Source organism: Paenibacillus xylanexedens (genome assembly GCF_007680605.1).
In the GTDB taxonomy this organism is placed as follows: domain Bacteria; phylum Bacillota; class Bacilli; order Paenibacillales; family Paenibacillaceae; genus Paenibacillus; species Paenibacillus xylanexedens_B.
The window spans coordinates 194466-215740 of record NZ_VEIO01000002.1 but is presented as its reverse complement, the minus strand read 5'-3'; the positions used below and the strand labels follow the sequence as shown (position 1 = coordinate 215740).

16 protein-coding genes are annotated in these 21275 nt (G+C 47.3%); 3 read left to right on the top strand and 13 right to left on the bottom strand.

Going from position 1 to position 21275, the window contains the following annotated elements; translation table 11 throughout:
* Positions 1–8: 8 nt before the first annotated feature.
* Genes FS818_RS15620 through FS818_RS15610 form a run of 3 tightly spaced genes read right to left on the bottom strand, consistent with a single transcriptional unit; the run spans position 9 to position 3339 of the window.
* On the bottom strand, positions 9–1166 hold the full coding sequence (locus FS818_RS15620; protein WP_145333085.1) for a hypothetical protein: 1158 nt from the start codon (positions 1164–1166) through the stop codon (positions 9–11).
* The gene (locus tag FS818_RS15615) at positions 1163–2629 is read right to left on the bottom strand and encodes a sensor histidine kinase (RefSeq protein ID WP_145333084.1); all 1467 of its coding nucleotides are present in this window, start codon (positions 2627–2629) and stop codon (positions 1163–1165) included. The genes FS818_RS15620 and FS818_RS15615 overlap by 4 nt, the downstream gene beginning before the upstream one ends.
* Positions 2626–3339, bottom strand: a complete 714-nt coding sequence (locus FS818_RS15610; RefSeq protein ID WP_145333083.1) for a response regulator transcription factor — start codon at positions 3337–3339, stop codon at positions 2626–2628. The genes FS818_RS15615 and FS818_RS15610 overlap by 4 nt, the downstream gene beginning before the upstream one ends.
* A gap of 211 nt (positions 3340–3550) precedes the next feature.
* Here FS818_RS15610 and FS818_RS15605 point away from each other — a divergent pair, with 211 nt between their 5' ends.
* On the top strand, positions 3551–4027 hold the full coding sequence (locus tag FS818_RS15605) for an RNA polymerase sigma factor (protein WP_145333082.1): 477 nt from the start codon (positions 3551–3553) through the stop codon (positions 4025–4027).
* Between the two features lie 521 nt (positions 4028–4548).
* Entirely contained in the window at positions 4549–7347 is a 2799-nt protein-coding gene (locus tag FS818_RS15600; RefSeq protein WP_145333477.1) for a chitinase N-terminal domain-containing protein, read from the top strand.
* 712 nt (positions 7348–8059) lie between these two features.
* Here FS818_RS15600 and FS818_RS15595 read toward each other — a convergent pair.
* From FS818_RS15595 to FS818_RS15575, 5 genes are all read right to left on the bottom strand, one after another.
* Positions 8060–8320: a hypothetical protein gene (locus FS818_RS15595; protein ID WP_145333081.1), complete on the bottom strand. Its 261-nt coding sequence runs from the start codon at positions 8318–8320 to the stop codon at positions 8060–8062.
* A 256-nt stretch (positions 8321–8576) separates the two neighbouring features.
* The gene (gene phnE / locus FS818_RS15590; RefSeq protein WP_090917666.1) at positions 8577–9389 is read right to left on the bottom strand and encodes a phosphonate ABC transporter, permease protein PhnE; all 813 of its coding nucleotides are present in this window, start codon (positions 9387–9389) and stop codon (positions 8577–8579) included.
* The gene (gene phnE, locus FS818_RS15585; RefSeq protein WP_260984857.1) at positions 9386–10243 is read right to left on the bottom strand and encodes a phosphonate ABC transporter, permease protein PhnE; all 858 of its coding nucleotides are present in this window, start codon (positions 10241–10243) and stop codon (positions 9386–9388) included. Before phnE (FS818_RS15585) ends, phnE (FS818_RS15590) begins: the two co-directional genes overlap by 4 nt.
* Complete coding sequence (phnC, locus tag FS818_RS15580) at positions 10240–11037, bottom strand: phosphonate ABC transporter ATP-binding protein (RefSeq protein ID WP_145333475.1); 798 nt, start codon at positions 11035–11037, stop codon at positions 10240–10242. Before phnC ends, phnE (FS818_RS15585) begins: the two co-directional genes overlap by 4 nt.
* Before the next feature lie 462 nt (positions 11038–11499).
* Positions 11500–12486: a phosphate/phosphite/phosphonate ABC transporter substrate-binding protein gene (locus tag FS818_RS15575; protein ID WP_090917662.1), complete on the bottom strand. Its 987-nt coding sequence runs from the start codon at positions 12484–12486 to the stop codon at positions 11500–11502.
* A gap of 276 nt (positions 12487–12762) precedes the next feature.
* On the opposite strand from FS818_RS15575, the gene FS818_RS15570 reads away from it, so the two are divergent.
* Complete coding sequence (locus tag FS818_RS15570; RefSeq protein WP_145333080.1) at positions 12763–14412, top strand: bifunctional metallophosphatase/5'-nucleotidase; 1650 nt, start codon at positions 12763–12765, stop codon at positions 14410–14412.
* Positions 14413–14490: 78 nt separating this feature from the next.
* Here the strand turns inward: FS818_RS15570 and FS818_RS15565 are convergent, their stop codons facing one another.
* The 5 genes from FS818_RS15565 to FS818_RS15545 form a co-directional block, all read right to left on the bottom strand.
* Complete coding sequence (locus tag FS818_RS15565; RefSeq protein ID WP_186375505.1) at positions 14491–14718, bottom strand: hypothetical protein; 228 nt, start codon at positions 14716–14718, stop codon at positions 14491–14493.
* Between the two features lie 205 nt (positions 14719–14923).
* Positions 14924–16285, bottom strand: coding sequence for an MATE family efflux transporter (locus tag FS818_RS15560; protein WP_145333078.1), 1362 nt, complete (start codon positions 16283–16285; stop codon positions 14924–14926).
* 266 nt (positions 16286–16551) lie between these two features.
* Entirely contained in the window at positions 16552–16974 is a 423-nt protein-coding gene (locus FS818_RS15555) for a MarR family winged helix-turn-helix transcriptional regulator (RefSeq protein ID WP_145333077.1), read from the bottom strand.
* A 341-nt stretch (positions 16975–17315) separates the two neighbouring features.
* A complete protein-coding gene (locus tag FS818_RS15550) occupies positions 17316–19157 on the bottom strand; it encodes an ABC transporter ATP-binding protein (protein ID WP_145333076.1) in 1842 nt (613 codons plus the stop codon).
* A complete protein-coding gene (locus FS818_RS15545; protein WP_145333075.1) occupies positions 19138–20970 on the bottom strand; it encodes an ABC transporter ATP-binding protein in 1833 nt (610 codons plus the stop codon). The genes FS818_RS15550 and FS818_RS15545 overlap by 20 nt, the downstream gene beginning before the upstream one ends.
* Positions 20971–21275: the final 305 nt, after the last annotated feature.

The window sequence follows — 21275 nt, the reverse complement described above, 5'->3', positions numbered from 1 at the left end:
TTCAAAACCTACCACGCCTTGAAGCTAAAACGATATAACTCACTCTTGCTGACGGAGCTACTCGCCAGAAACAGTTCTTCCTCAAACCATTTCAGCTTGATAAAGTTGTTGATATTACGGTAGATCACCGTATCGGAGGACAAGCTCTGATCATTCAGGAAGGCAATATGAAGCTCATTTTTCTGATTTTCCAGTGTATTCAGATAAGCAATTCGGGATTCATCCGCGCTCAGATCAAAATTCCAGAATGTGCCCTTGGCCAGCAGGCTCAGCTTATTTTTTTCCGCCTGATATCGATATAGCCCCTGCACCTGATTCACTTCACCCTGAAAGATCATATCCCCGTTTTTCAACAGATGGTATTGCTGAATATCCTTTGATCTCAGGTATAAGGACACGTCCGGATTTTTCTCCAGCGACACGCGATAGACGGCAAAATCATCCTTATGCATGACCAGAACATACGCCTGCTTCATATCCTGACTAATCTCAAAACTGTCAATAACGATGTAATTCTTGCCCGACTTATCCTCATGCGTCTCTACTCCGACTTTCTTCATCATGGCCTCATCGGAAAACAGGATCTCTTCCTTGCCCGTTCTCAGATCGGTCTGAATGAAACCACGTTCATCATGACTGATGGATGTGTCGTTACTGAGAAACTCCCTGAAATAGGAATGTTCCTTGCCCAGTTTGTTTCGTTCGCCACTCTTCATATCGTATATATAAGCCGTGCGCTGGGCTTGTCCCGAGCGATACTGAGCATACATCAGCTTGGTTCGATCCGGGCTCAGTACAACGCCAAAATCGGTGTTGCCACTGATCTCCTTCACCTGGTTATCATCCAGATGCAGTTTGAGCAGCCGCAATCCTGTGTACGAACGTTCGGTACTGTTAACAACAATCGTATTCCGATCCCCGATATCAAAATCATAAATGACAAAATCATTCGGAATCTTAGTCGCTGACTCAATCTGGATTGTACTGCTCGATGGGGGCGCGAGACGACTGTTGAATTGCTCGCCAGGCAATATCACCGTACGTGGTTTAAGGTGACTCATGCTGAACAGACTGCCAATCCCGAATATCCCCCCGACAAAGGCAACGAGTAGCCCGGACAGCATCAGCTTATCGCGATGTTTACGCCAAAAGCCGGTATATTTCATGTGTTTCGATCCCCCGGCAGGCGGATATGGACTTGCGTCCCTTCCCGCATGATGCTTTTCATCTCCACTGTTCCTCCATGACGCTCCACAATGTTTTTCACAATCGACAGCCCCAAGCCTGCGCTGCCTTTTTCGACTCGGTTCACACCCTTATCTTGGTAAAAGGGTTCAAACACATGATTCAGGGCTTCTGCACCAATGCCTTCACCCTGATCTCGAATCATGATGGCAATAGACTGTTCTTCCCGCGAGGACTGCACTTCAATGATCGAATTCACATCACTATACTTGACGGAGTTATCCAGTACGTTCAGGAATACCTCTTTCAGCTTGTCCCGATCCCCCCGTACATATAGCTCTTCTTCAAGTTCATAATGAATGCCGATATTGTACTTGCCTGCCTTGATGGACATGTCCTCACACGCTTCGCGGATAATCTCCGAGACGTCTACCCGTCCGAAGCGATAGTTCTCAATCACTGCCGAAGACACGGACACTTCCAAAATATCCGCAACCATCGTATTCAGACGACGGCTTTCCTTGATGATATAATTCATGCCCTTGTCGAAGAAATCCGGGTCGGTGAATCCATTATCCCGCAAAATCTGTGCATAGCCCAGAATGGTCGTCAGCGGTGTTTTTAATTCATGTGTCACATTGTCAAAAAAAACCTTGCTTCGCGCCTGCACTTGTTTCACTTCGTCCCGTTCTCGCTCAATCACATCAATCTGCTCTCTTACCCGGTCAATCATGACCGTGAAGCTCGCCGCCAGTTCCCCGATCTCATCCTTCGTCGCAATCTGAATATCCGCGTTCAGGCTACCTTGGGCCACTTCGGCAGAACGTTTCGTCAGCACACGAATGGGCTGCGTAATTTTCCGGGAAATAAAAATCGAAGCAATGAAAACAAACACAAATATCGTCGCTGCGAACAGCTTAATCGTATCCTGAAAACGCATATTGCGACGGTAGAGATCCGTATAATCTTTTTCAAGCTGCACAATGCCGACAAGTTGCTGGTCACTCTGAAGCGGGAAAGAGAGGCTTGCTACAACCCGTCCTTGATCGACTTTTGTCGTATAGGCAATGCGGGATTGCATCGCTTCTCTCAAATCTTCTATGTCGGTGTGTTTAACCAGTTTTCCTGCACTCGTACTGGAGCCATACGTGGAGGCATCGGGGCGATAGAGCGTAATGCTTCCACCTACAGCAGAGCCAATCTGCTCTTCCAATTCGCGGCTACCCGCCTCCAGCGAATCTTTGCTGATACGTTTGTTATGGATGAGAAAATACTGATTCAAGGCGATATCCAGATTTTTTTTGGATTGCACCATATCCTCTCGCACTTCACGGTACATATTCTCTTGAGCGACCTTGTTGGACAGAATTAGCAGTGCCGAGAAACCGATAAACACGATCACCGAGAACAGCACAACCATTTTGAACTGAATCGTCCATTTCATGTCTGCACCTGAATATTCAGCTTGTAGCCTACGCCAAATACCGTTTCAATCATCGATATGCCTTGATCACCGCTGTCCAGCTTTTTGCGAATGCGCTGCACATGGATGTCCACGGTACGCGTATCTCCTGCAAAATCAAATCCCCACACTTTGTCCAGCAGCTCCGAACGTGTATGTACTTTGCGGTGGTGGTTCACAAGGAATAGCAACAGGTCATACTCCTTGTTCGTGAGCCCTGCCCGTTCTCCGTCCTTCCACACCTCGCGCTCATCTTTACGGATCTCGATATGTTTGCCTAACCTAACGACTTCGTATGACTGGTTCTCCAGCGTTTCGCTGATGAGATCGATCCGGCGGAAAATCGCCCGGATGCGGGCAACCACTTCGCGGATATCAAAAGGCTTGGTAATGTAATCGTCAGCCCCCAGCTCCATGCCAAGCACCTTGTCCAGCATATCGGACTTTGCCGTAATCATGATTACCGGGATTTTGGAATTCACAGACAACTGCCTGCACACGTCGAAGCCGCTCATATCAGGCAACATCAGATCCAGCAGAATCAGATCGGGCTTGGACTCGCGAAGCAGATTCAATCCTTCCCTGCCCGAAGCCGCCTCTTTGATCTCGAATCCTTCCTTGCGAAGCGAATAGGACAATATATCGCGAATGGACTCTTCATCTTCGATGATCAATATCTCTTTTGGTCTCATAATACATTCGTAATCTCCCTGCTCTATGAATTTCATCTGTCTATATTCTGTATCCCAAGCCGTCTGCTTGAACAGAGGAAATCAAGAAATGTTACAACTCCGATACAACTCTGAACCTTTTGGAAACAACCTCCCGCTATACTGGCATTAATAGAACGCCAAACGGACCGGAACCAAGGCTTGATCCATATCCAAGGGGGATTCACATCTTATGAACCACTCACAAATTAACGATGCTTACATTAACTATAAATCAGAAATCACCAGGTATCTATCCCAAATCGTCAAACAGCCGCAGGATGCGGAAGACTTGGCACAAGATTGTTTTATTCGTCTCATGAACGTCACTGTCCATATCCCTGAAGACCGAATTCTCTACTATCTCAAACGCATCGCCCGTAACCTGGCTATGGACAGCTTTCGCAGACGTACGCGCACTTTACGCCGTGACAGCAGGCTCGAATCCCCTTCATACCATGTTGATACCCCTGAGATGGAGATTAATGAAGGGGTTAACGAAATCGTCTCCCATATCCACAACACCGAACATCGCCAAATTTTGGAACTGCGCCTGATCCATGGGTATTCCATCAAAGAAACAGCCCAGATGGTGAACCGCAGTGAAGGCATGATCAAATCTTCCGTTTTCCACGCCGTCAATCGTATTCGTGCCAAAGTCATCTCGTAGAGATGGCTTTTTTATTTTTACTTTTAAGCCTTTTAATCGTACATATTTAGGCTATATAAGTTGAACTAAAGATTTTACACAGTCCACTCCGATGACAGAAGAACCTGGAGAGTAGCGGTTATCCCCAGATTTTTTTGATTCCCTTTTCCAAAGGGAAAAATCCAGTGATAAAGGCGCTAAGCTTATGCTTCCGATGTAGCTTTCTTTCAGAAAGCTTTTAGTCGCTTTTCCAGGTTTTTTCTGTCCTCTCCGTTATTGTGTAAAAGAAGTGTTCAACTTTTATAGTACTTATTTTTACTCTTATGTACTCTTACTTCGTACCCTTGCTTTCCACGACATTATTATTTCCATTCCTGTAATAATCAATAATCCAAATGACCTATTCGTATGCCAAAATGCCTAATTTTACAAAGTTCGATCTAATTTTTACAAATTGTTATGACTATGTGAGATTTTCATGTGGTAGAATATGGACGAACTTATGAATCAACTAATATTTGGGAGGGATTTGGTTGGGTAAAATGAAACGTTTACGGGGAGTCTGGTTAAAATCGCTCCTGGCATTATCCGTGGCTTTGCCACTTCAAGTCGGATTATGGAACGGAGATGCTTCGGTTCATGCGGAAGGACCGACAGACCCGGCTCCATTCATTCAAGCCAAGGTCGTTAACGAGAACGCTGGCAAGAAAGTGTTGTTCGACAATTCGCACGGTCAGACTGCCGGAGCAGCCGACTGGGTCATTGATGGCGGTTTCTCCGACTTTGCCAACGCTTTGGCAAACGACGGTTATTATGTGAAGGAGCTGCGCAAAGCGACACCGTTTACCTATGATGATCTGAAAGAATACAACGTATTCGTCATTGCTGAACCTCAAATTCCTTTCAAAACGTCTGAACAGGCAGCTTTAAAACAATATGTAGAATCCGGCGGCAGCATCTTCTTCGTTGGAGATCACTACAACGCCGACCGTAACAAAAACCGCTGGGATGGCTCGGAAGTCATTAACGGCTATCGCCGCGGTGCATATGAAGACCCAACCAAAGGCATGAGCGCAGATGAGCGCAATTCAGCGGCCATGCAAGATGTAACCAGCACGGACTGGTTGTCGGATAACTTCGGCGTACGTTTCCGTTATAACGCACTCGGCGATATTAACGCCAATATCATCGTACCTGCGGATCAAGCATTCGGCATTACGGAAGGCGTCTCTGCTGTAGCGATGCACGCAGGCTCCACGCTGGCGATCACAGACCCGGAGAAAGCCAAAGGTATTGTGTACTTGCCAAAAACGAATGCCAAATGGAATAATGCCGTAGACCAAGGTGTATATAACGGCGGCGGGATCGAAGAAGGTCCATATGTGGCTGTATCCAAACTGGGTGCAGGTAAAGCGGCCTTCATCGGTGACTCTTCCCCGGTGGAAGATGCATCCCCGAAATATTTGCGCGAAGAAACAGGCACACGCAAAACAACATATGACGGCTTCAAAGAAGTCGATGATGCGGTATTGCTCGTCAATACGGTAAACTGGCTGGCGACACAAGAAAACTATACTAAACTGTCCGAAGTAAACGGCCTTACATTGGATACAGCTACAGCGCTGTTGCCTTTCGAGGAGCCAGCGGCTTCGACTGAACCGCAAGCTGAACCTTGGGCTGCCCCGGCTGCCGGATACAAGTGGTATGATCGTTCCACGTTCAAGCCAGGCTCTTATGGCGGCCCTGCGTCCAGTGCTAACGCGGCTTACAGCTTCGTGAAGCAAGATACGCTGCCTAACGCAGAAGACTTCCAGATTCGTGTGGTTGTAGAAAATATGGCTCCCAACACTACCGTTTCCGGTTACAGCGCCGGTATTTATCTGACAGGTGGAACACAGGTAGCAATGATCCAGAATGATAGTGGAACATGGCCAACTTCATACGGATACAGCTCGGCGTTTAGCGTAACATCGGATAGCAACGGACGCGGGATCAAAGATCTGAATGTACGCATCAAACCAGGCACGAATGGTAACGCCAGCCTGCGTCTGCGCCTGAACGGAAGCAACCTGATTACTAATGCGGTAAGCATTGCTAACGTACCTGCGGAGCCACTGCCAGAAGAACAAGGTCCAATTCCAGCAACCATTAGCGTAGCCGAAGCGCGCACCAAAGCGGTTGGCGCTACAGTTACTGTTGAAGGTGTTGTCACAACCAAACCGGGTTCTTTCGGCGGACAAGCCTTCTATCTTCAGGATGATACAGCGGGAATCTACGTGTTCCAGCACACGAGCGGATTCGATGTAGGTGACAAAGTGAAAGTGACCGCACCAACAACGATCTACAACAGCGAGTTCGAGTTAACCGATGTGGTTGCGATTGAGAAAACAGGAACCGCTTCTGTTCCGGCTCCAGCACTGGTTACAGCCATTAACGATACCAACCAAGGTCAACTCGTCAAATTGAAAAATGTAACGGTGCAGAATATCATCAGCGCTACGCCTGCCGGTTCATTTGAATTTGATGCGGTGGCTGCGGACGGAACAAGTACACACGTGCGTGTGGATACGCGTACCGGTGTGAGTGAAATGACTTTCCCTTATGTTGCTGGTGACAAGATTGATATCACAGGTGTGTCTGCCATTTTCAAAGATGTCTATCAATTGAAACCAAGAAGCTTGGGTGACATTGTAGCTTCGGAAGAACAAGGTGGAGGCGAGAACCCTTCCACTCCAGCCGAAGGAGCGCCGGGTAAACCGGTGCTTTCTTCCGATAACGGACATACCACCGGGCTGTCTGACGGTTCGTTCAACGTTAGCATGAATCTGTGGTGGGGCGAGAATGCAACCGAGTACAAGCTGTACGAGAACGGTGTCCTCGTAGACACGCAAAAGTTAACGGCGGCTTCTCCTTCTTCACAGTTTGCTAAAACGGCTATTAAAGACAAGGCTAACGGAACCTATACGTATGTTGCCGAGCTGATCAACGACAAAGGCGCTACTCGCAGCGATGAGTTAACGGTTCAAATTGCGAACGCGGCTCCAGGTAAAGCCGTTTTGTCTCAAAACAACTGGGACGGCGATGGTAACTACACCGTAACGATGAACCTCTGGTGGGGAACCAACGCAACCGAGTATCGCCTCTATGAAAATGATGTACTGATTGATACGCAAGCATTGAACGCCGCTACACCATCTGCTCAAACGGCGAAAACCGACCTTAGCGGTCGTGCGAACGGAACGTACACGTATCGTGCCGAGCTTGTCAATGCCGCAGGTGTGACCAGTACGGAAACCGTTACGGTACAAGTGAGCAAAGCAGCTTTGCCTTTGGCGAGCTAGGATAAACTAAGATCAGGATTAGATGTAGATGCAGGAATAGAGTAGGCGCAAGTGCCGAACCGAAGTAGCAATATAAGTAGAAGTAAACACATCGAAAATGAACAAAAACTTAGGCATAACGTAGATCAAACCGAATATAGTAACCACCGATAGAAACGAATCCGGGAACGGAAGTAATTAATACCGTAAGTAGAAATCAAACAGTCACGAAAGTAGCAACGTAAACAATAACGAAAAACCGAAACCAACCCAACGGCCAGGAAAGAGGCTGAGGTGATTTCGGTTTTTTGTAGTCTTTTTTAGATCCTTGTAGTTTATGGAATGTTCTATTGTAGTTTTATTATGGTTACATGGTGTTTTCATTTCTAACGTATCATTGAACCAACCATTGAACCCCCACTCCCTCAGCGCTAACGATCCTGAGAGAGCTTATTCCCCCCTTTTTGCCACATTTGAAATTCTAACGATCACCAGCGACGCTATTTTGCTATTTTTCAATATTTGGAGGGATAAATCGGGCTAATTGCAACAAATAACGTCTGTGCGGATCGTTAGAATTTTAATGTATACTTTTTCGGCTAAATAAGGCTTCTGGTGATCGTTAGCGATTCAAGCTAGGTTCAACAGTACCCTGCACCCTCAATCCATTAGAGATAACTTACCTACTTGTACACATATCTCTACACATTCCCTACACGTAACGTCAATCGGTTCATCTCAGTCGAGGTTTCTCATAACCTTCTCTTACAAAAAGAATGCTGTTCCACACCCCACTATATGCCGCTAAGGCCATGATACCAATAACAAAAATGAGGTTCATCTGCGTAAATGAATAGCCGCTCCCCGTAAAAATTATCAGAATCGCGCTGAGTCCGATATTCTCCCGGTTATGTTTTTTAAACTTCTGAAAGATCATTCGGTACAGCAATATAAGCACCATAAAGACGATCCATACCAAATAAAATTTTTCCATAGAATAGGTCTCCCCTCAAATCCCTTTAATTCCTTTTAATCCTTATAAATTTCGATCATTTCGATCTCCAGCAAACTCTACTTAATCTCGATAACTGCTACAAGTGTAACACAGATAACACTCTAATTTTACCAATATACTAATTTTATGGATAATGAATGGAGTCTGAGTATTTAAAAACAACAGAAAAAAGACTACCTCATGCCGTATCATCCAGCAAAAGATAGTCCTTATCTCTACCGCTTCATTCCGTTAGCTACACCAGCTTCTTTCGAATATACCCCGAGATCAGGTCAATGATCGTGATCATCACGATAATGCCGAGCAGGATAATGCCGACACGCGGCCAGTTGCGTGTGCTGAGTGCAAAGATCAGCGGTGTCCCGATACCACCTGCGCCGATCACACCGAGGATCGTGGCAGAACGAACATTAATTTCGAACCGATACAACGTATAGTTAAGGAAGCCCGGGATGACCTGCGGCAAGATGGCAAACCAGAGTTGCTGCAGCCGGGTTGCTCCGGAAGCCAGTAACGCTTCGGACGGGCCGTAGTCAATATTTTCAACCTCATCCGCGTACAGTTTACCCAGCATCCCGATCGAGTGAAGTCCAAGGGCTAACACCCCCGCGAATGATCCGGGGCCTACGGCCTTAATGAACAACAGAGCCATGATAATTTCAGGAAATGTACGGATGAAACTAAGCATCATTTTACCCGCACCCGAGATCGCCCGATGTCCACTCATATTCCGTGCAGACCAGAAGGCAAACGGGATACAGAGCACAGCAGAGATTACAGTACCTAGCACAGAGATCGCCAGAGTATCCAGCAGTCCGCGCAACAAATCCTCGCCTTCAGGCAAATAAACGAAATTCCAGTCGGGCGAGAAAATACCCGCAATAATAGCTTTCATGATCTGTCCCGCAGTTTCCTTGAATCCGGTAAAGGGTACGCCCGCAAGCGCCCACGCATAGACCAGAATTAACAGCAGAATGATAAGCCAGCGCAGCGGATTTTTCCGTGGCTTGGGTCTTGGCCGAATACGGCTCGCTTCATTTTTCATCATAACAATTTCTCCCGCAGCTTAGTGCTCACATAGTCGATAATCAGAACGATGGCCAGTGTGAAAATAATAATGGTATTCGTCTTGTCATACTCCAGGAATCCAAGTGTCGCTTCGTAATAAAGTCCGATACCACCCGCTCCAACGAGTCCAAGGATGGCGGCGGCACGTACGTTAATTTCGAAGGCATACAGTACATAGGACGTGAACTGGGCTGCCAGTTGCGGCACCACACCATAGACAATAAGCTGAATACGGTTCATGCCCACAGCAGTCATCGCTTCAAGCGGCCCTTTGTCAATCGTCTCCAGCGTTTCATAGGTGAGCTTGGCGATCAGACCTACCGAGAATACAGCCAGCGCAAGAATACCCGGAACCGGCCCCAGTCCAAATACAGCAACGAACAACGCAGCCAGCAACAAGTCCGGAACCGTCCGAATCAGATTCAGCAGAAAGCGTGCCGGATAATAGATCCAGCGACTTGGCATGAGATTCCCCGCACAGATGATGGAGATCGGAATGGCAAGAATCGCACCAATCGTTGTTCCGATCAAAGCCATCCGGATCGTCTCCAGCATGCCCTGCACGATATTGTCAAAATAACTCCAGCGCGGCGGAAACATCTCCTTCAGCAGCTTCCACATCTCCGGGCCACCGGTGAACAGTTCTGCAAAGCTCGCATCCGTCTGCTTGGCACTCGCCCACAACAGTAGCACAATGATGACTAGCGTCAGCAGATGTTTGGTCTTCCCCGGTGGTTTGGGGCGATTCACGATCTGCTTCGGGCTTGAGCCAGGTTCCTTGCCTGCGCCTGCACGCCCTTCATGTTCAAGTGAAACGTTGGTTTGTCCTTTCATACCAGTACTTCTCCCTGCTCATGCACTGCCTGCTTGTCCAGCAATTCATCCGCCAGAATCGGTCTGCCGTAAATTTCAGCAAAACGCTCATCCGTTGCCTCTTCCACCGGACCGTCGAATACAACTTCGCCTGCCCGCAAACCAACAATACGTGTCGCATACTCTCTCGCCAGATCAATAAAGTGCAAATTAACAATCGTGGTAATCCCAAGATCCTGATTAATCCGTTTCAGGTCATCCATGACCTGTTTCGTTGTCAGTGGATCGAGTGAGGCCACCGGTTCATCGGCCAAAATAATTTTTGCTTCCTGAGCGAGTACACGGGCAATCGCCACACGCTGCTGCTGTCCACCAGACAACTGATCTGCACGAGAGTAAGCCTTCTCCGAGATATTCACCCGATCCAATGCATCAAAGGCCAGTTCTACATCCTCTTTTGGAAAACGACCTATTATGGTACGAAGTGTAGAATGGTATCCCACCCGACCAGCCAGTACATTGCGTAATACGCTGGATCGTTTCACCAGATTGAAGCTCTGGAAGATCATGCCGATATCCCGGCGGATCAGACGCAGGCGTTTGCCTTGTGCCTTGGTAATGGAGCTGCCGTTAATCAGAATTTCACCTTCACTAATATCATGCAGCCGGTTGATCGACCGCAGCAATGTGGATTTGCCTGCACCAGACAATCCAACCACCGCGATGAATTCTCCCTGCTTGAATTGCAAATTTATGTTATTGAGGCCTTTCGTGCCGTTTGCGTACGTTTTGGTCACGTTATGAAGCTCAATCATCGCGTTAATCCTTCTTTCATCCATAATATTTATCGATATAAGTTGAACTAAAGGTTGATTTACACAGGCACCTCGATCGCAGAATAATGTGTAAATTAAAAGTTCAACTTATATTGTTTTCGCTGCTTCTATATAAATTGAACTATTCATTTACACTTGAACGGAGAGGACAGAAAAAACCTGGAAAAGCGGAGCTAAAAGCTTTCTGAAAGAAAGCTAGCATCGTGAGCATACGCTTCGCCTTTATCACCGGATTTTCCCTTTTCGAAAAGGGAATCAAAAAAATCTGGGGATAACAGCTACTCTCCAGGTTATTCTGTCATCGGAGTGGATTGTGTAAAAATTTTCACTTCAGCTTATATAGTTGAAACTTATAATAACGGCACAAGCCAGAACAGCGTCAATTACGCTGAACTGGCCTGTTCACTGTGCAAAGTCATGAATTGCTTTTGGAACGAAAAACTACTCGGTTTTCACTTTCTCGTTATACTGGCGAACGATATCGAACTTGCTGTCATCGGACTCCACATAACCTTCGTGCGTGTAGATTTCTTTGATGATCTTGTGACCTTCCGTATCTTTACCGATATCGATGAAGGCTTGTTTGATCTTCGCTGTCCAATCTGCGTTCATGTCGGTACGAACGGCGATCGTATCGTTAGGAATAGGCTCAGTGAAGGCAAGAACGCGTGTGTCTTTGAATACATTCGGGTAGTCTTTAGATACTGTGTTACGGGCATCCTGGAAAATAGCGGCTGCATCGACGTCACCGTTCAACACGGCCAGAACAGCTTGGTCATGACCTTTAACGGTCACAGGCTGTACATCCTTGAGCGGATCAATGCCGCGATCCAGCAACAAGGCTGCCGGCCATACATAACCAGCGGAAGACGTTACGTTCTGGTAAGCCATTTTCTTGCCTTTCAGATCCTCGACCGATTGGATCGGGGAGTCTTTTTTGACAATAATCATCGATTTATACGAATCTGCCAGTTGCTCTGTCGGAGCGCCAGTCTCATCATTCACACCGAAACGTTGTGCTTGCAAAATCACTTGTGCTGCTCCTTTTTCTTTCGCAAGTACATAAGCTGTCGGAGGCAAGAAACCTACATCTACTTTTTTGGAAGCCATCGCTTCGATAATCGTGTTGTAGTCCGTGGATACGCTGACTTTTACCGGGATACCCAGCTTGTCGCCAAGCAGTTTTTCCAGCGGTTTTGCTTTTGCTTCAAGGGTGTCTGCATTCTGTGAAGGAACGAATTGCACCGTCAGTTCCGTAGGGACATAACCTTCAGCGGTTTTGTCTTTCTCTGCTGTGTCGGTTGATGTGCCGGACGCGCTTGAATTGGCTTCAGCGCCATTTGACGAATTGGATGTAGCGTTAGACCCACATGCACTCAGGAACAGTACCAAAATCAACAATGGTAAAAATAAAGCAGACTTCTTCAATCGAACACCCTCCAAAAGTTTTTCTGATTTTCAATACTTGTCTACTATAATTGGCAAATATTTGCGCGATGTGAAACGAAATTTGGAGTTTTGTAAAGTTTCCTGGCAGGCTGTCAGCGTCACATTCTTCTGTTAAAATAGGCTCATTATGGTCGATGAATTCAGAGGAAATACGCCTGGATTAAGGCTTATCACCTGTTGTTAAGACGGTTTCTTCTGCTTCTTTCTGCGGTTCAAGCCATATATCTAAACTTATATATTAGAGGAGATTGTAAAATGACACGCATTCCCCCTACGACAAACTTCGATATCCTGTTCACCAGTGACCTTCACGGAGCGATTCGCCCGATCCATTACAATACCAACGCATATCGTCATGCGGGTCTTGCTTTGCTGGCTTCCCTGATTCGGCAGGAACGTGAACGGTCGCCCGAATTGCTATTAATCGATAATGGAGACTTGCTGCAAGGCTCCCCTCTGGCTTCATACGCAGCTTCTCATGCACCCCAAGCGCAGTCGCATCCTTTTATTCACGTCTTAAATGAGCTTGGATACGATGCGGCTGTGATGGGCAATCATGAGTTTAACTATGGTCAGGAGTTGCTACGCGGCGCGGTGGAAGGTTCCTCCTTTCCTTGGCTGTCTGCCAATATTCTGATGAAACGGGAAAAGCAACAAATTGTAGGACTGCCGCTTGCCCCTGAAGGAGCAGGTATTCCGGCTTTTGGCGAACCGTATCTGATCAAGACGCTCTCGACTGGCGTAAAAATCGCCTTGCTCGGCGCAACCACACATTACATCCCGAACTGGGAGCATCCCAAAAATATTGAAGGACTTCATTTCATGGATGCACTGGATACGGTTCGTACGTGGGTGAAATATATACGGGAATATGAACAACCCGACGTACTGGTGGTCAGTTATCATGGGGGATTTGAGTGTGATCTGGAAACGGGTGAACCCGCGGAGCGTTTGACTGGAGAAAATCAGGCATATGCCATCTGCCGAGAGATTGATGGCATTGACGTACTACTGACGGGTCATCAGCATCGCCAATTGACGGGCGAAATCCATGGGGTAACTGTAATTCAGCCAGGGTTTAATGGCAGTGGATTAGGTCAAGTGTCCGTGCAACTTCAGCAATCGCCGGACACGGGCAAATGGGTGGTAACGGAGAAAAAAGCGAAGCTGCTGTTGCTTGAGGATTACCCCGATCTAAAGCCTGATCCAGTAGTAATGAAGTTAACCACTGAGCTGGAGGCTTCGGCACAATCGTGGCTGGATCAGCCTATAGGCGAAGTAGCCGGAGACGGGGATCTATCGATTTCCAGCGCGACACAGTTGCGGCTTCAAGCGCATCCTTTTATTGACTTTGTACATCAGGTTCAGATCGAAGCGACAGGGGCACAGCTTTCCAATACCGCAATGCTTAGTGAAGAAGCCCGTGGATTCGGCCACCAGATTACGGTGCGTGATGTGTTGTCCAACTTCATTTACCCCAATACCCTGACTGTGCTCGAACTGAGCGGTAGGGATATTCAGGAAGCTTTGGAGCAAACGGCACGATATTTCGAACTGGACACCTCCGGCAAAGTAGTCGTTAACCCGGCGTATATGCACCCTAAACCTCAGCACTATAACTACGACATGTGGGCTGGCATCGATTATGAACTAAACATCTCACAGCCTGTAGGTAGCCGTGTGGTGAAGCTGGAACGCGAAGGCAAGCCGCTGGAGATGGACGGTACATACTCTGTCGTGATGAACAGTTACCGCGCGGCAGGCGGCGGAGATTATGCGATGTATCCCGGCAAAAAGGTGCTGCACGAAGGCGCCACAGACATGGCCGCTCTGGTGGAAGATTTCATTCGCAGGCACCATCCGTTACAAGTTCGGGAAGTGAATAACTGGAAGGTCACCAACTAAAGTTGGGATTAAGAGAACACGAGAAATTAAACGAGTACGTGAAAAAGGACGGAGCCGGGTTTATCCGGTTTCGCCCTTTTAAAACAATGAATCCGAGAGAAGCAGTACAATAAGAAAAGCCCCTAACCAAACTAGAAACAAATTCGCAGTGAGGGTAGCCCATTTGCTTTTGCCCGAATGATAGAACGCCCAGCATACGAAGGAAAATAACACACCCATGGGATATGTCGCCATAAGGATTGCTGCTATCGTATCTAACAAGGGGTGGCCGCCAGACTCCCGATCGGCATAAAAAAACAAACTCATGATCAGTACATACGGATAGGCTATAAGAGTTAATCCATAAATAATATTGAAGAATATAAGCCGATGTGCAAGTTTTGGATTTTTCAAAACAGATGAACAACCTCCTTGTGAACACCAAACTCATTTCAGTATATCCACCTGTTTCTATCGTGTAATGGTATAATTTTCCATTAATTAATCAGTACATATCCACGTATATCTCCTTTCAAACAGCAACCTGTTTGTGCATTCTATTGATGCGTCTGTAGTGGTAAGCGAACAGGATCAGTCCCAGCGCACTTGTAATGATCTCTGTTACTGTCATAGACCAGATAATGCCTGTAAGACCGTAGAATTGATGAAACACGATAATCACCGGAATAAACAGCGTGCCTTGGCATATTGCCATCACATTGGTCGGGATGCCTTCTCCTGCCGCTTTGAAAATACCCGTAAACAGTCCTGTTAATCCAGTGAACAGAGCAGAGATCAACATGGCCACCAGAATCGAACTTCCCGCCTCCAGTACGGCTATATCCGAAGAGAATAACCGAATGACAGATTCCTTGAACATATAAACGATGCCTATGAAAAGAACACCAATACCGATGATATACAGCGAAGCCTGCTTATACGTAGCCTTTAAACGCCCAAATTTCTTACTCGCGAAACTGTGTGCCACCAGTGGGATAATCCCCATAAAGATACCCATCGCCAGAAATTCGGGAAGCTGCACAACCCGTAAAGCAATACCGAATCCAGCGACTACGCTTTCTCCATAGATCATGGCATAATGGTTCAGTAGCAGCGTAGATACGATTAGAAACGAGGTCTGCAACAACTCGGAAACTCCAATTTTGAATACTTCCATCTGGTCTTTGACTCGAAGTTTCCAATGTCCCAGAAACCCTCTCAAATTCTCGCTGCGGCGGGACAGAAACCAAACATAATAGGCTGCGGAACAAGCATTCGCTAATACAATGGATAATGCGGCTCCAATCACATGCCAATTCAATACCAGGATCAACAGCACATCCAGAACGATGCTGGCTGCGATGCTAATAAACATGCCGATCATGGATTCTTTCGAAGCCCCCTCCGACCGAACGAGCTGTTCCAGCGCAAAATTAAGAATAACGATAGCCCCGCCTGCCAAAAGTGTAATGGCATATTGACTGGTGTATTCATATACAGCCTGATCCGCTCCCAGTCCCTGAACGATGGGTGTGATGAATAACCAGGCAATCAGGGCAATGAGCAAACCGATTCCCAAGCTTGAATAAAAGGAATACCCTGCGACCCGTTTTGCTTTTTGCTTCTCTCCCGTTGCCGCCAAGCGTGTAATGAATGTGCCACCGCCCACCCCGAACATATTGCCAAAAGCCATTAATACCGTAAAAATCGGCAGTCCCAGCGTGATAGCGCTAAACATGCCCGTATCATGAACCAGACCGATAAAAAACGCATTGATAAGGTTATACAATGTCCCCGCAGACATACCAAGCATCATCGGAATGGACAGATGCATAATCGACTTGTGGACAGGCGCTTTGTCCAGATAATAGGAGTTTGAATGTTTTTCTTTCATGGTAACCTCCACCTTTCTTAACCACTTAACAATTAGATTTCTAAGTATTACCGCAAAAAAACACCAAGTTAAATTCATCATCATCTGCAAGGGAAATGAAAGCTTGATACACTTAATTCCATAATTCCATGATTACATGTAGAACTACGGCCACAATTACAGCTATATTTACAGTTTGATTAATAGAACACTAATAGTTCGAATTCTAAGTTTTTACCTAAGAGCAGTTCATCTGCTCTATATATCCCCAGTCATCGTAATCAGCCTTATAAATTCTGATTAACCTTGGTCAGCAAACGCATCAATGTTGCCTGCTCTTCCTCTGACAGGCTTTTCACGATCTCGTTCTCCACGGTCGAAAACATCTGCTCTATATCCTGAATCACTTTCTCGCCCTTCGGCAATACATACAGATTCTTTTGCCGCTCATTATTCGCTGGAATTTTACGAACGATATAACCGTTCTTCTCTAGTCCTTTTAACATACTTGTAATCGTTGCATCTCTGCGGTTGAATACGTCAGCCAGATTTTTCTGAATTAATCCTTCGTCCTGGTGCTCGTAGATATATCCAATGATTCTTCCTTGCTGTGCGTTCAATCCCAGTTCGTTCACCTGCTCATCCGCTTTGCGTTTGATCTTGATTCCGATCGTTTGAAACAGATCCGAATACGGCGTATTTTCGCGCATAATTCTCTCCTTCCTGTTCTGCTTCCTCTCTAATTTGTTTCATCACTGTTCTCTTACTTACTCAATCCCTCACTCAGACTCAGACTCAAATCTAAATGTTAGACATCTAACTATTCGCAAACTAAATATACAACTGTGGCTTCCTCTCTGTCAAGAATCAATTTTTCTTTCTTTACTGCACATATCAACATATCAAAAAAGGATTGAAGCCCCCTTCCGGGCTCCAATCCTTCCGCAGTTACACCGCTAGCCTGAGTCTGCATTACCGTCTTTACACCGGAAGGAACAGTCCCCCTCCTCGCTTCCTACGACTCTCCTGTTTGCTTCAAGCTACCCGCACTCTATTGCGCCTTCTTCCGTAGTTGACTGTTATACAGCTCACTATAAAATCCACCCTGTTTCAGCAGTTCATCATGTGAACCCTGCTCCAGTAGTTTCCCGTCCTTAAGTACCAGAATCCGGTCGGCCTGACGGATCGTATTCAGCCTGTGGGCAATGACAAAGCTGGTGCGGCCATGCATCAGACGTTCCAATCCCTCCTGAATTTTGATCTCAGTCACCGTATCAATGCTGCTGGTCGCCTCGTCCAATACCAGAATGGACGGATCAGCCAGGATGGCCCTGGCAATAGCAAGCAATTGCTTTTGTCCTTGGCTAATACCGCTCCCATCCGCCTGAAGCACCCGGTCATACCCGTTCTTCATTCGCATAATAAAGGAATGTGCATTCGCCAGCTTGGAGGCAATCTCCACTTCTTCATCGGTTGCATCCAGACGTCCGAACCGGATATTTTCACGAATCGTTCCCTGGAATAAAAATGAATCCTGCAATACAAACGCCATGTGCGACCGCAGGTTTTCCCGCCGAATGGTTGTCATCTTGTGCCCATCGACGGTAATTGTTCCACTTGTCGGATCATAAAAGCGGGACAGAAGCTGAATCAGCGTTGTTTTGCCTGCTCCTGTTGGACCGACCAGCGCGATCATCTCGCCCGGCTTCGCTTCAAAACTTATATCGCGCAGAATGTCACGACCCTCATCATATCCAAAGGACACCTCATCGAACCGAACGTTGCCCTGAATGTTATCCAAGGCAATGGCAGCCCCTTCATCCTTGGATTCCTCATCCTCATCCAGCACCTCGAACACCCGCTCTGCCCCCGCGATCGCAGACAACAGCGTGTTCCACTGATTCGCCAGATCATTCAACGGACGTGTGAATTGACGCGCATACTCCACAAAAATAATGATAACCCCGACCGTAACCGACCCCTGAATCGCCAAAATGCCACCGATACCCGCTACGATTGCAAAGCTCAGGTTGTTGAGTCCGTTCATCAGTTTCGGGATGAAACCCGAAATCGTCTGTGCCCAGAATGCGGAAATACGGATACGCATATTACGCTCCTCAAAGCCGCGGATGACCCGCTCTTCCTGAGAAAATGCCTTGATGATCCGCTGCCCGGATAACGTTTCCTCAATATAACCGTTGAGTTCACCCAGATTGCGTTGCCGCTCTTTGAAAAGCGGACCCGTTCTGCGCGTTATCCAGCGCATCCCCACAGCCATTAGAGGTACAACAATAAAGGTGAGTAACGTGAGCAACGGACTGAGCCACAACATCACGCCTAATGTGCCGATTAGCGTTAACACACTCGAAAAAATCTGAATTGCCGAGCTGTTCAGCGTACTGCTGACGTTCTCAATATCGTTGGTGACCCGGCTCATAATCTCACCTTGCTGACGCTTGCCAAAGAACGGGATCGGCAGCTTATGCAGATGAGCAAACAGATCATAACGCATACGGAATACCGTCTCCTGAGCAATCTCAATCATCCAAATATTCTGGAGCCAGGATGTAAGCGAAAAGAGTACATACACCGCTACCAGTCCGAGTAGAAACCAGGTCCAGCTTGAACTGGTCGACTCTCCTGCGATAAATTGGTCAACGGCTACACCGACCATATAAGGTCCAAGCAGAGCAAGGGCTGAGCTGGCAAATACCATCAGTAACACAAGTGAAAGCTTGATTTTGCGGCGTGAGAGGTAACTCCAGATCCGACCAAGCGTGCCTGACCAGTTTTTGGCTCTCGCTTTCGGCTTACGCTGGCCCCCTGAACGGAGTGACTCGGAATCCAGAACGGGCCGTGGCTGACGGAAAGGCTCAATGAGTGCTTTGAACATATTGTGCGCCCTCCCCATATTGTGATTCATGAATTCGGCGGTATAACTCCGACGACTCCATCAAGTCTTCGTGTTTTCCCTGTCCAATCAAGCGTCCATCATCCAGAAGCAGAATCAGATCGGCCGAAGTGGTTGAACTGATCTTCTGTGTAATCAGAAACGTCGTGCAGGAGAGGTCTTCCAGTGCACCTAGAAGCCTGCCTTCAGTAGCTACATCGAGAGCACTTGTACTGTCATCCAGAATAAGAATGCTTGGACGGCGTACCAAAGCTCTCGCAATGGAGAGGCGTTGCTTTTGTCCACCCGAAAGGTTAACACCCCTTTGACCGAGCAACGTATCGTATCCGTTCGGCAACTGCTCAATGGTCTCGTGAATCTGAGCCCGTTTTGCCGCTTCCACAATCTCTTCCATCGTGGCATCTTCTCGTCCCCAAGCAATGTTTTCACGCACAGAGCCCGTGAACAGTACGACTTCCTGAGGAACATAACCAATGGCTTTACGAAGGGTCGGCAGATCCAGCTCGGATGCATCTGTAGCATCAATACGCACCTCACCTTGTTCTTCCGTATACAGGCGTGGAATGAGTTGCACCAGAGAGGATTTTCCTGATCCGGTAGCCCCCATAATAGCAATTCTCTCACCTGCTTTTGCCGAGAACGTGATATCTTCGAGCACTTTAATCTCACTGTTGGGATAACTGAATCCTACACTGCGGAACTCCACTTCACCTTGTACGGTACGTTGGTCCTGCTCATGCACATGCTGTATGGAACCAGAACTATGCAAAGGAGCCAACGAACTTTGGGTATCCGTATCCGTATGTCCGGCCTGTTCCCGCTGACCCGTACGCTCCGTCTCTGACGTATCCTCGGTTTCAAACACTTCATTCAGACGCTGTGCTGAAGCACTCGCCCGTGAAAATGTAACCAAAATCCAGGAAAGCGCCGACATCGCCCCAATGGTACGCAATAGATAGTTAATCACCGCAACGACTTCACCAACGGTTGCCGAGCCTGATACGATGTCCTTCCGGCCAAACCAAAGTACGGCGATAATACAACCGTTCATCATCAGTAGCATGAATGGCATCGTGGTCTCCGTCAGGCGCAGCGCGGAGATCGTGCCTTTCATCAGCTTGCCGCTGAAGCTGGCAAAGCGTTCAATCTCATGGCCCATCCGTACAAAAACACGGATCAGCCGGATGCCTGTCAGATTCTCCTGGATGACACCATTCACGGCATCCAGCCTGCGCTGCACATTACGGAACAGCAGCGCTGCCTTTTTAATCATCCAGATCACAACAACCAGCAACACCGGCACCATAACAACAAGCAACAATCCCAGCCTCGGACTGACCACCACTGCCATGATCATGCTTCCAATCACCACGAGCGGAACACGGGTCATGAAGCGCAGACTCATAAAGATGGTATCCTGCACCTGGGTCACATCCCCGGTTAACCGGGTGATTAGCGATGAGGTCGCGAAGCGATTAAACACCGCATAGGAAAACGTTTGCATCTTGTCATACAGCTTCTCTCGCAGATCATACCCGAATCCAAGACTCGCATGCGAGGCAAAAAACGAACTTGCAATCCCGGCGGCAAATGCGATGACCGCACTGCCAACCAGCACGCCCCCCCACATCCATACGACGGCCAGGTCTCCCTGCTGGATGCCATTATCAATGATTTTCGAGATCAGATAAGGCTGAGCCAGCTCCACTGTTAATTCAATCAGCATCATAACTAACGCTGCAATGGCGGCGACCCGGTACTTTTTCAAGTGAACGAACAGCTTGAGCATTCCCATTCCTCCGGCCCGGAGCACGTTACTGGCGGTACCGCATTACAATCACACCATCAGCTCCGTTATTCTCTTTCTTTAAAGCTATGTAAAATTTCACGTAACCAATACGACTATTATATCGCATTTTCCATCTGCACACCGTTATGTTCTTCTCATTCTTAGTATTAACCTCAAATTACAACCTGCAATCGACTGCTCAAAAACATGCTATATTCCCTTTTTCAAGGGGAAAATCCGGCGAAGCTTGTGCTTACGATGTAGCTTTCTTTCAGAAAGCTTTCAGGCGAGCGCTTCGCTTTTCCAGGTTT

What these genes read in the sequence shown, in the direction of transcription:
- FS818_RS15600 (WP_145333477.1), top strand. Translation starts at nt 4,549, where the DNA reads ATGAAACGTTTACGGGGAGTCTGGTTAAAATCGCTCCTGGCATTATCC.
- FS818_RS15565 (WP_186375505.1), bottom strand. Translation starts at nt 14,718, where the DNA reads ATGAGTTTGTTTTTTTATGCCGATCGGGAGTCTGGCGGCCACCCCTTG.
- FS818_RS15610 (WP_145333083.1), bottom strand. Translation starts at nt 3,339, where the DNA reads ATGAGACCAAAAGAGATATTGATCATCGAAGATGAAGAGTCCATTCGC.
- FS818_RS15570 (WP_145333080.1), top strand. Translation starts at nt 12,763, where the DNA reads ATGACACGCATTCCCCCTACGACAAACTTCGATATCCTGTTCACCAGT.
- phnC (WP_145333475.1), bottom strand. Translation starts at nt 11,037, where the DNA reads ATGATTGAGCTTCATAACGTGACCAAAACGTACGCAAACGGCACGAAA.
- FS818_RS15615 (WP_145333084.1), bottom strand. Translation starts at nt 2,629, where the DNA reads ATGAAATGGACGATTCAGTTCAAAATGGTTGTGCTGTTCTCGGTGATC.
- FS818_RS15560 (WP_145333078.1), bottom strand. Translation starts at nt 16,285, where the DNA reads ATGAAAGAAAAACATTCAAACTCCTATTATCTGGACAAAGCGCCTGTC.
- FS818_RS15555 (WP_145333077.1), bottom strand. Translation starts at nt 16,974, where the DNA reads ATGCGCGAAAATACGCCGTATTCGGATCTGTTTCAAACGATCGGAATC.
- FS818_RS15605 (WP_145333082.1), top strand. Translation starts at nt 3,551, where the DNA reads ATGAACCACTCACAAATTAACGATGCTTACATTAACTATAAATCAGAA.
- FS818_RS15595 (WP_145333081.1), bottom strand. Translation starts at nt 8,320, where the DNA reads ATGGAAAAATTTTATTTGGTATGGATCGTCTTTATGGTGCTTATATTG.
- FS818_RS15545 (WP_145333075.1), bottom strand. Translation starts at nt 20,970, where the DNA reads ATGGGAATGCTCAAGCTGTTCGTTCACTTGAAAAAGTACCGGGTCGCC.
- phnE (WP_090917666.1), bottom strand. Translation starts at nt 9,389, where the DNA reads ATGATGAAAAATGAAGCGAGCCGTATTCGGCCAAGACCCAAGCCACGG.
- FS818_RS15550 (WP_145333076.1), bottom strand. Translation starts at nt 19,157, where the DNA reads ATGTTCAAAGCACTCATTGAGCCTTTCCGTCAGCCACGGCCCGTTCTG.
- phnE (WP_260984857.1), bottom strand. Translation starts at nt 10,243, where the DNA reads ATGAAAGGACAAACCAACGTTTCACTTGAACATGAAGGGCGTGCAGGC.
- FS818_RS15620 (WP_145333085.1), bottom strand. Translation starts at nt 1,166, where the DNA reads ATGAAATATACCGGCTTTTGGCGTAAACATCGCGATAAGCTGATGCTG.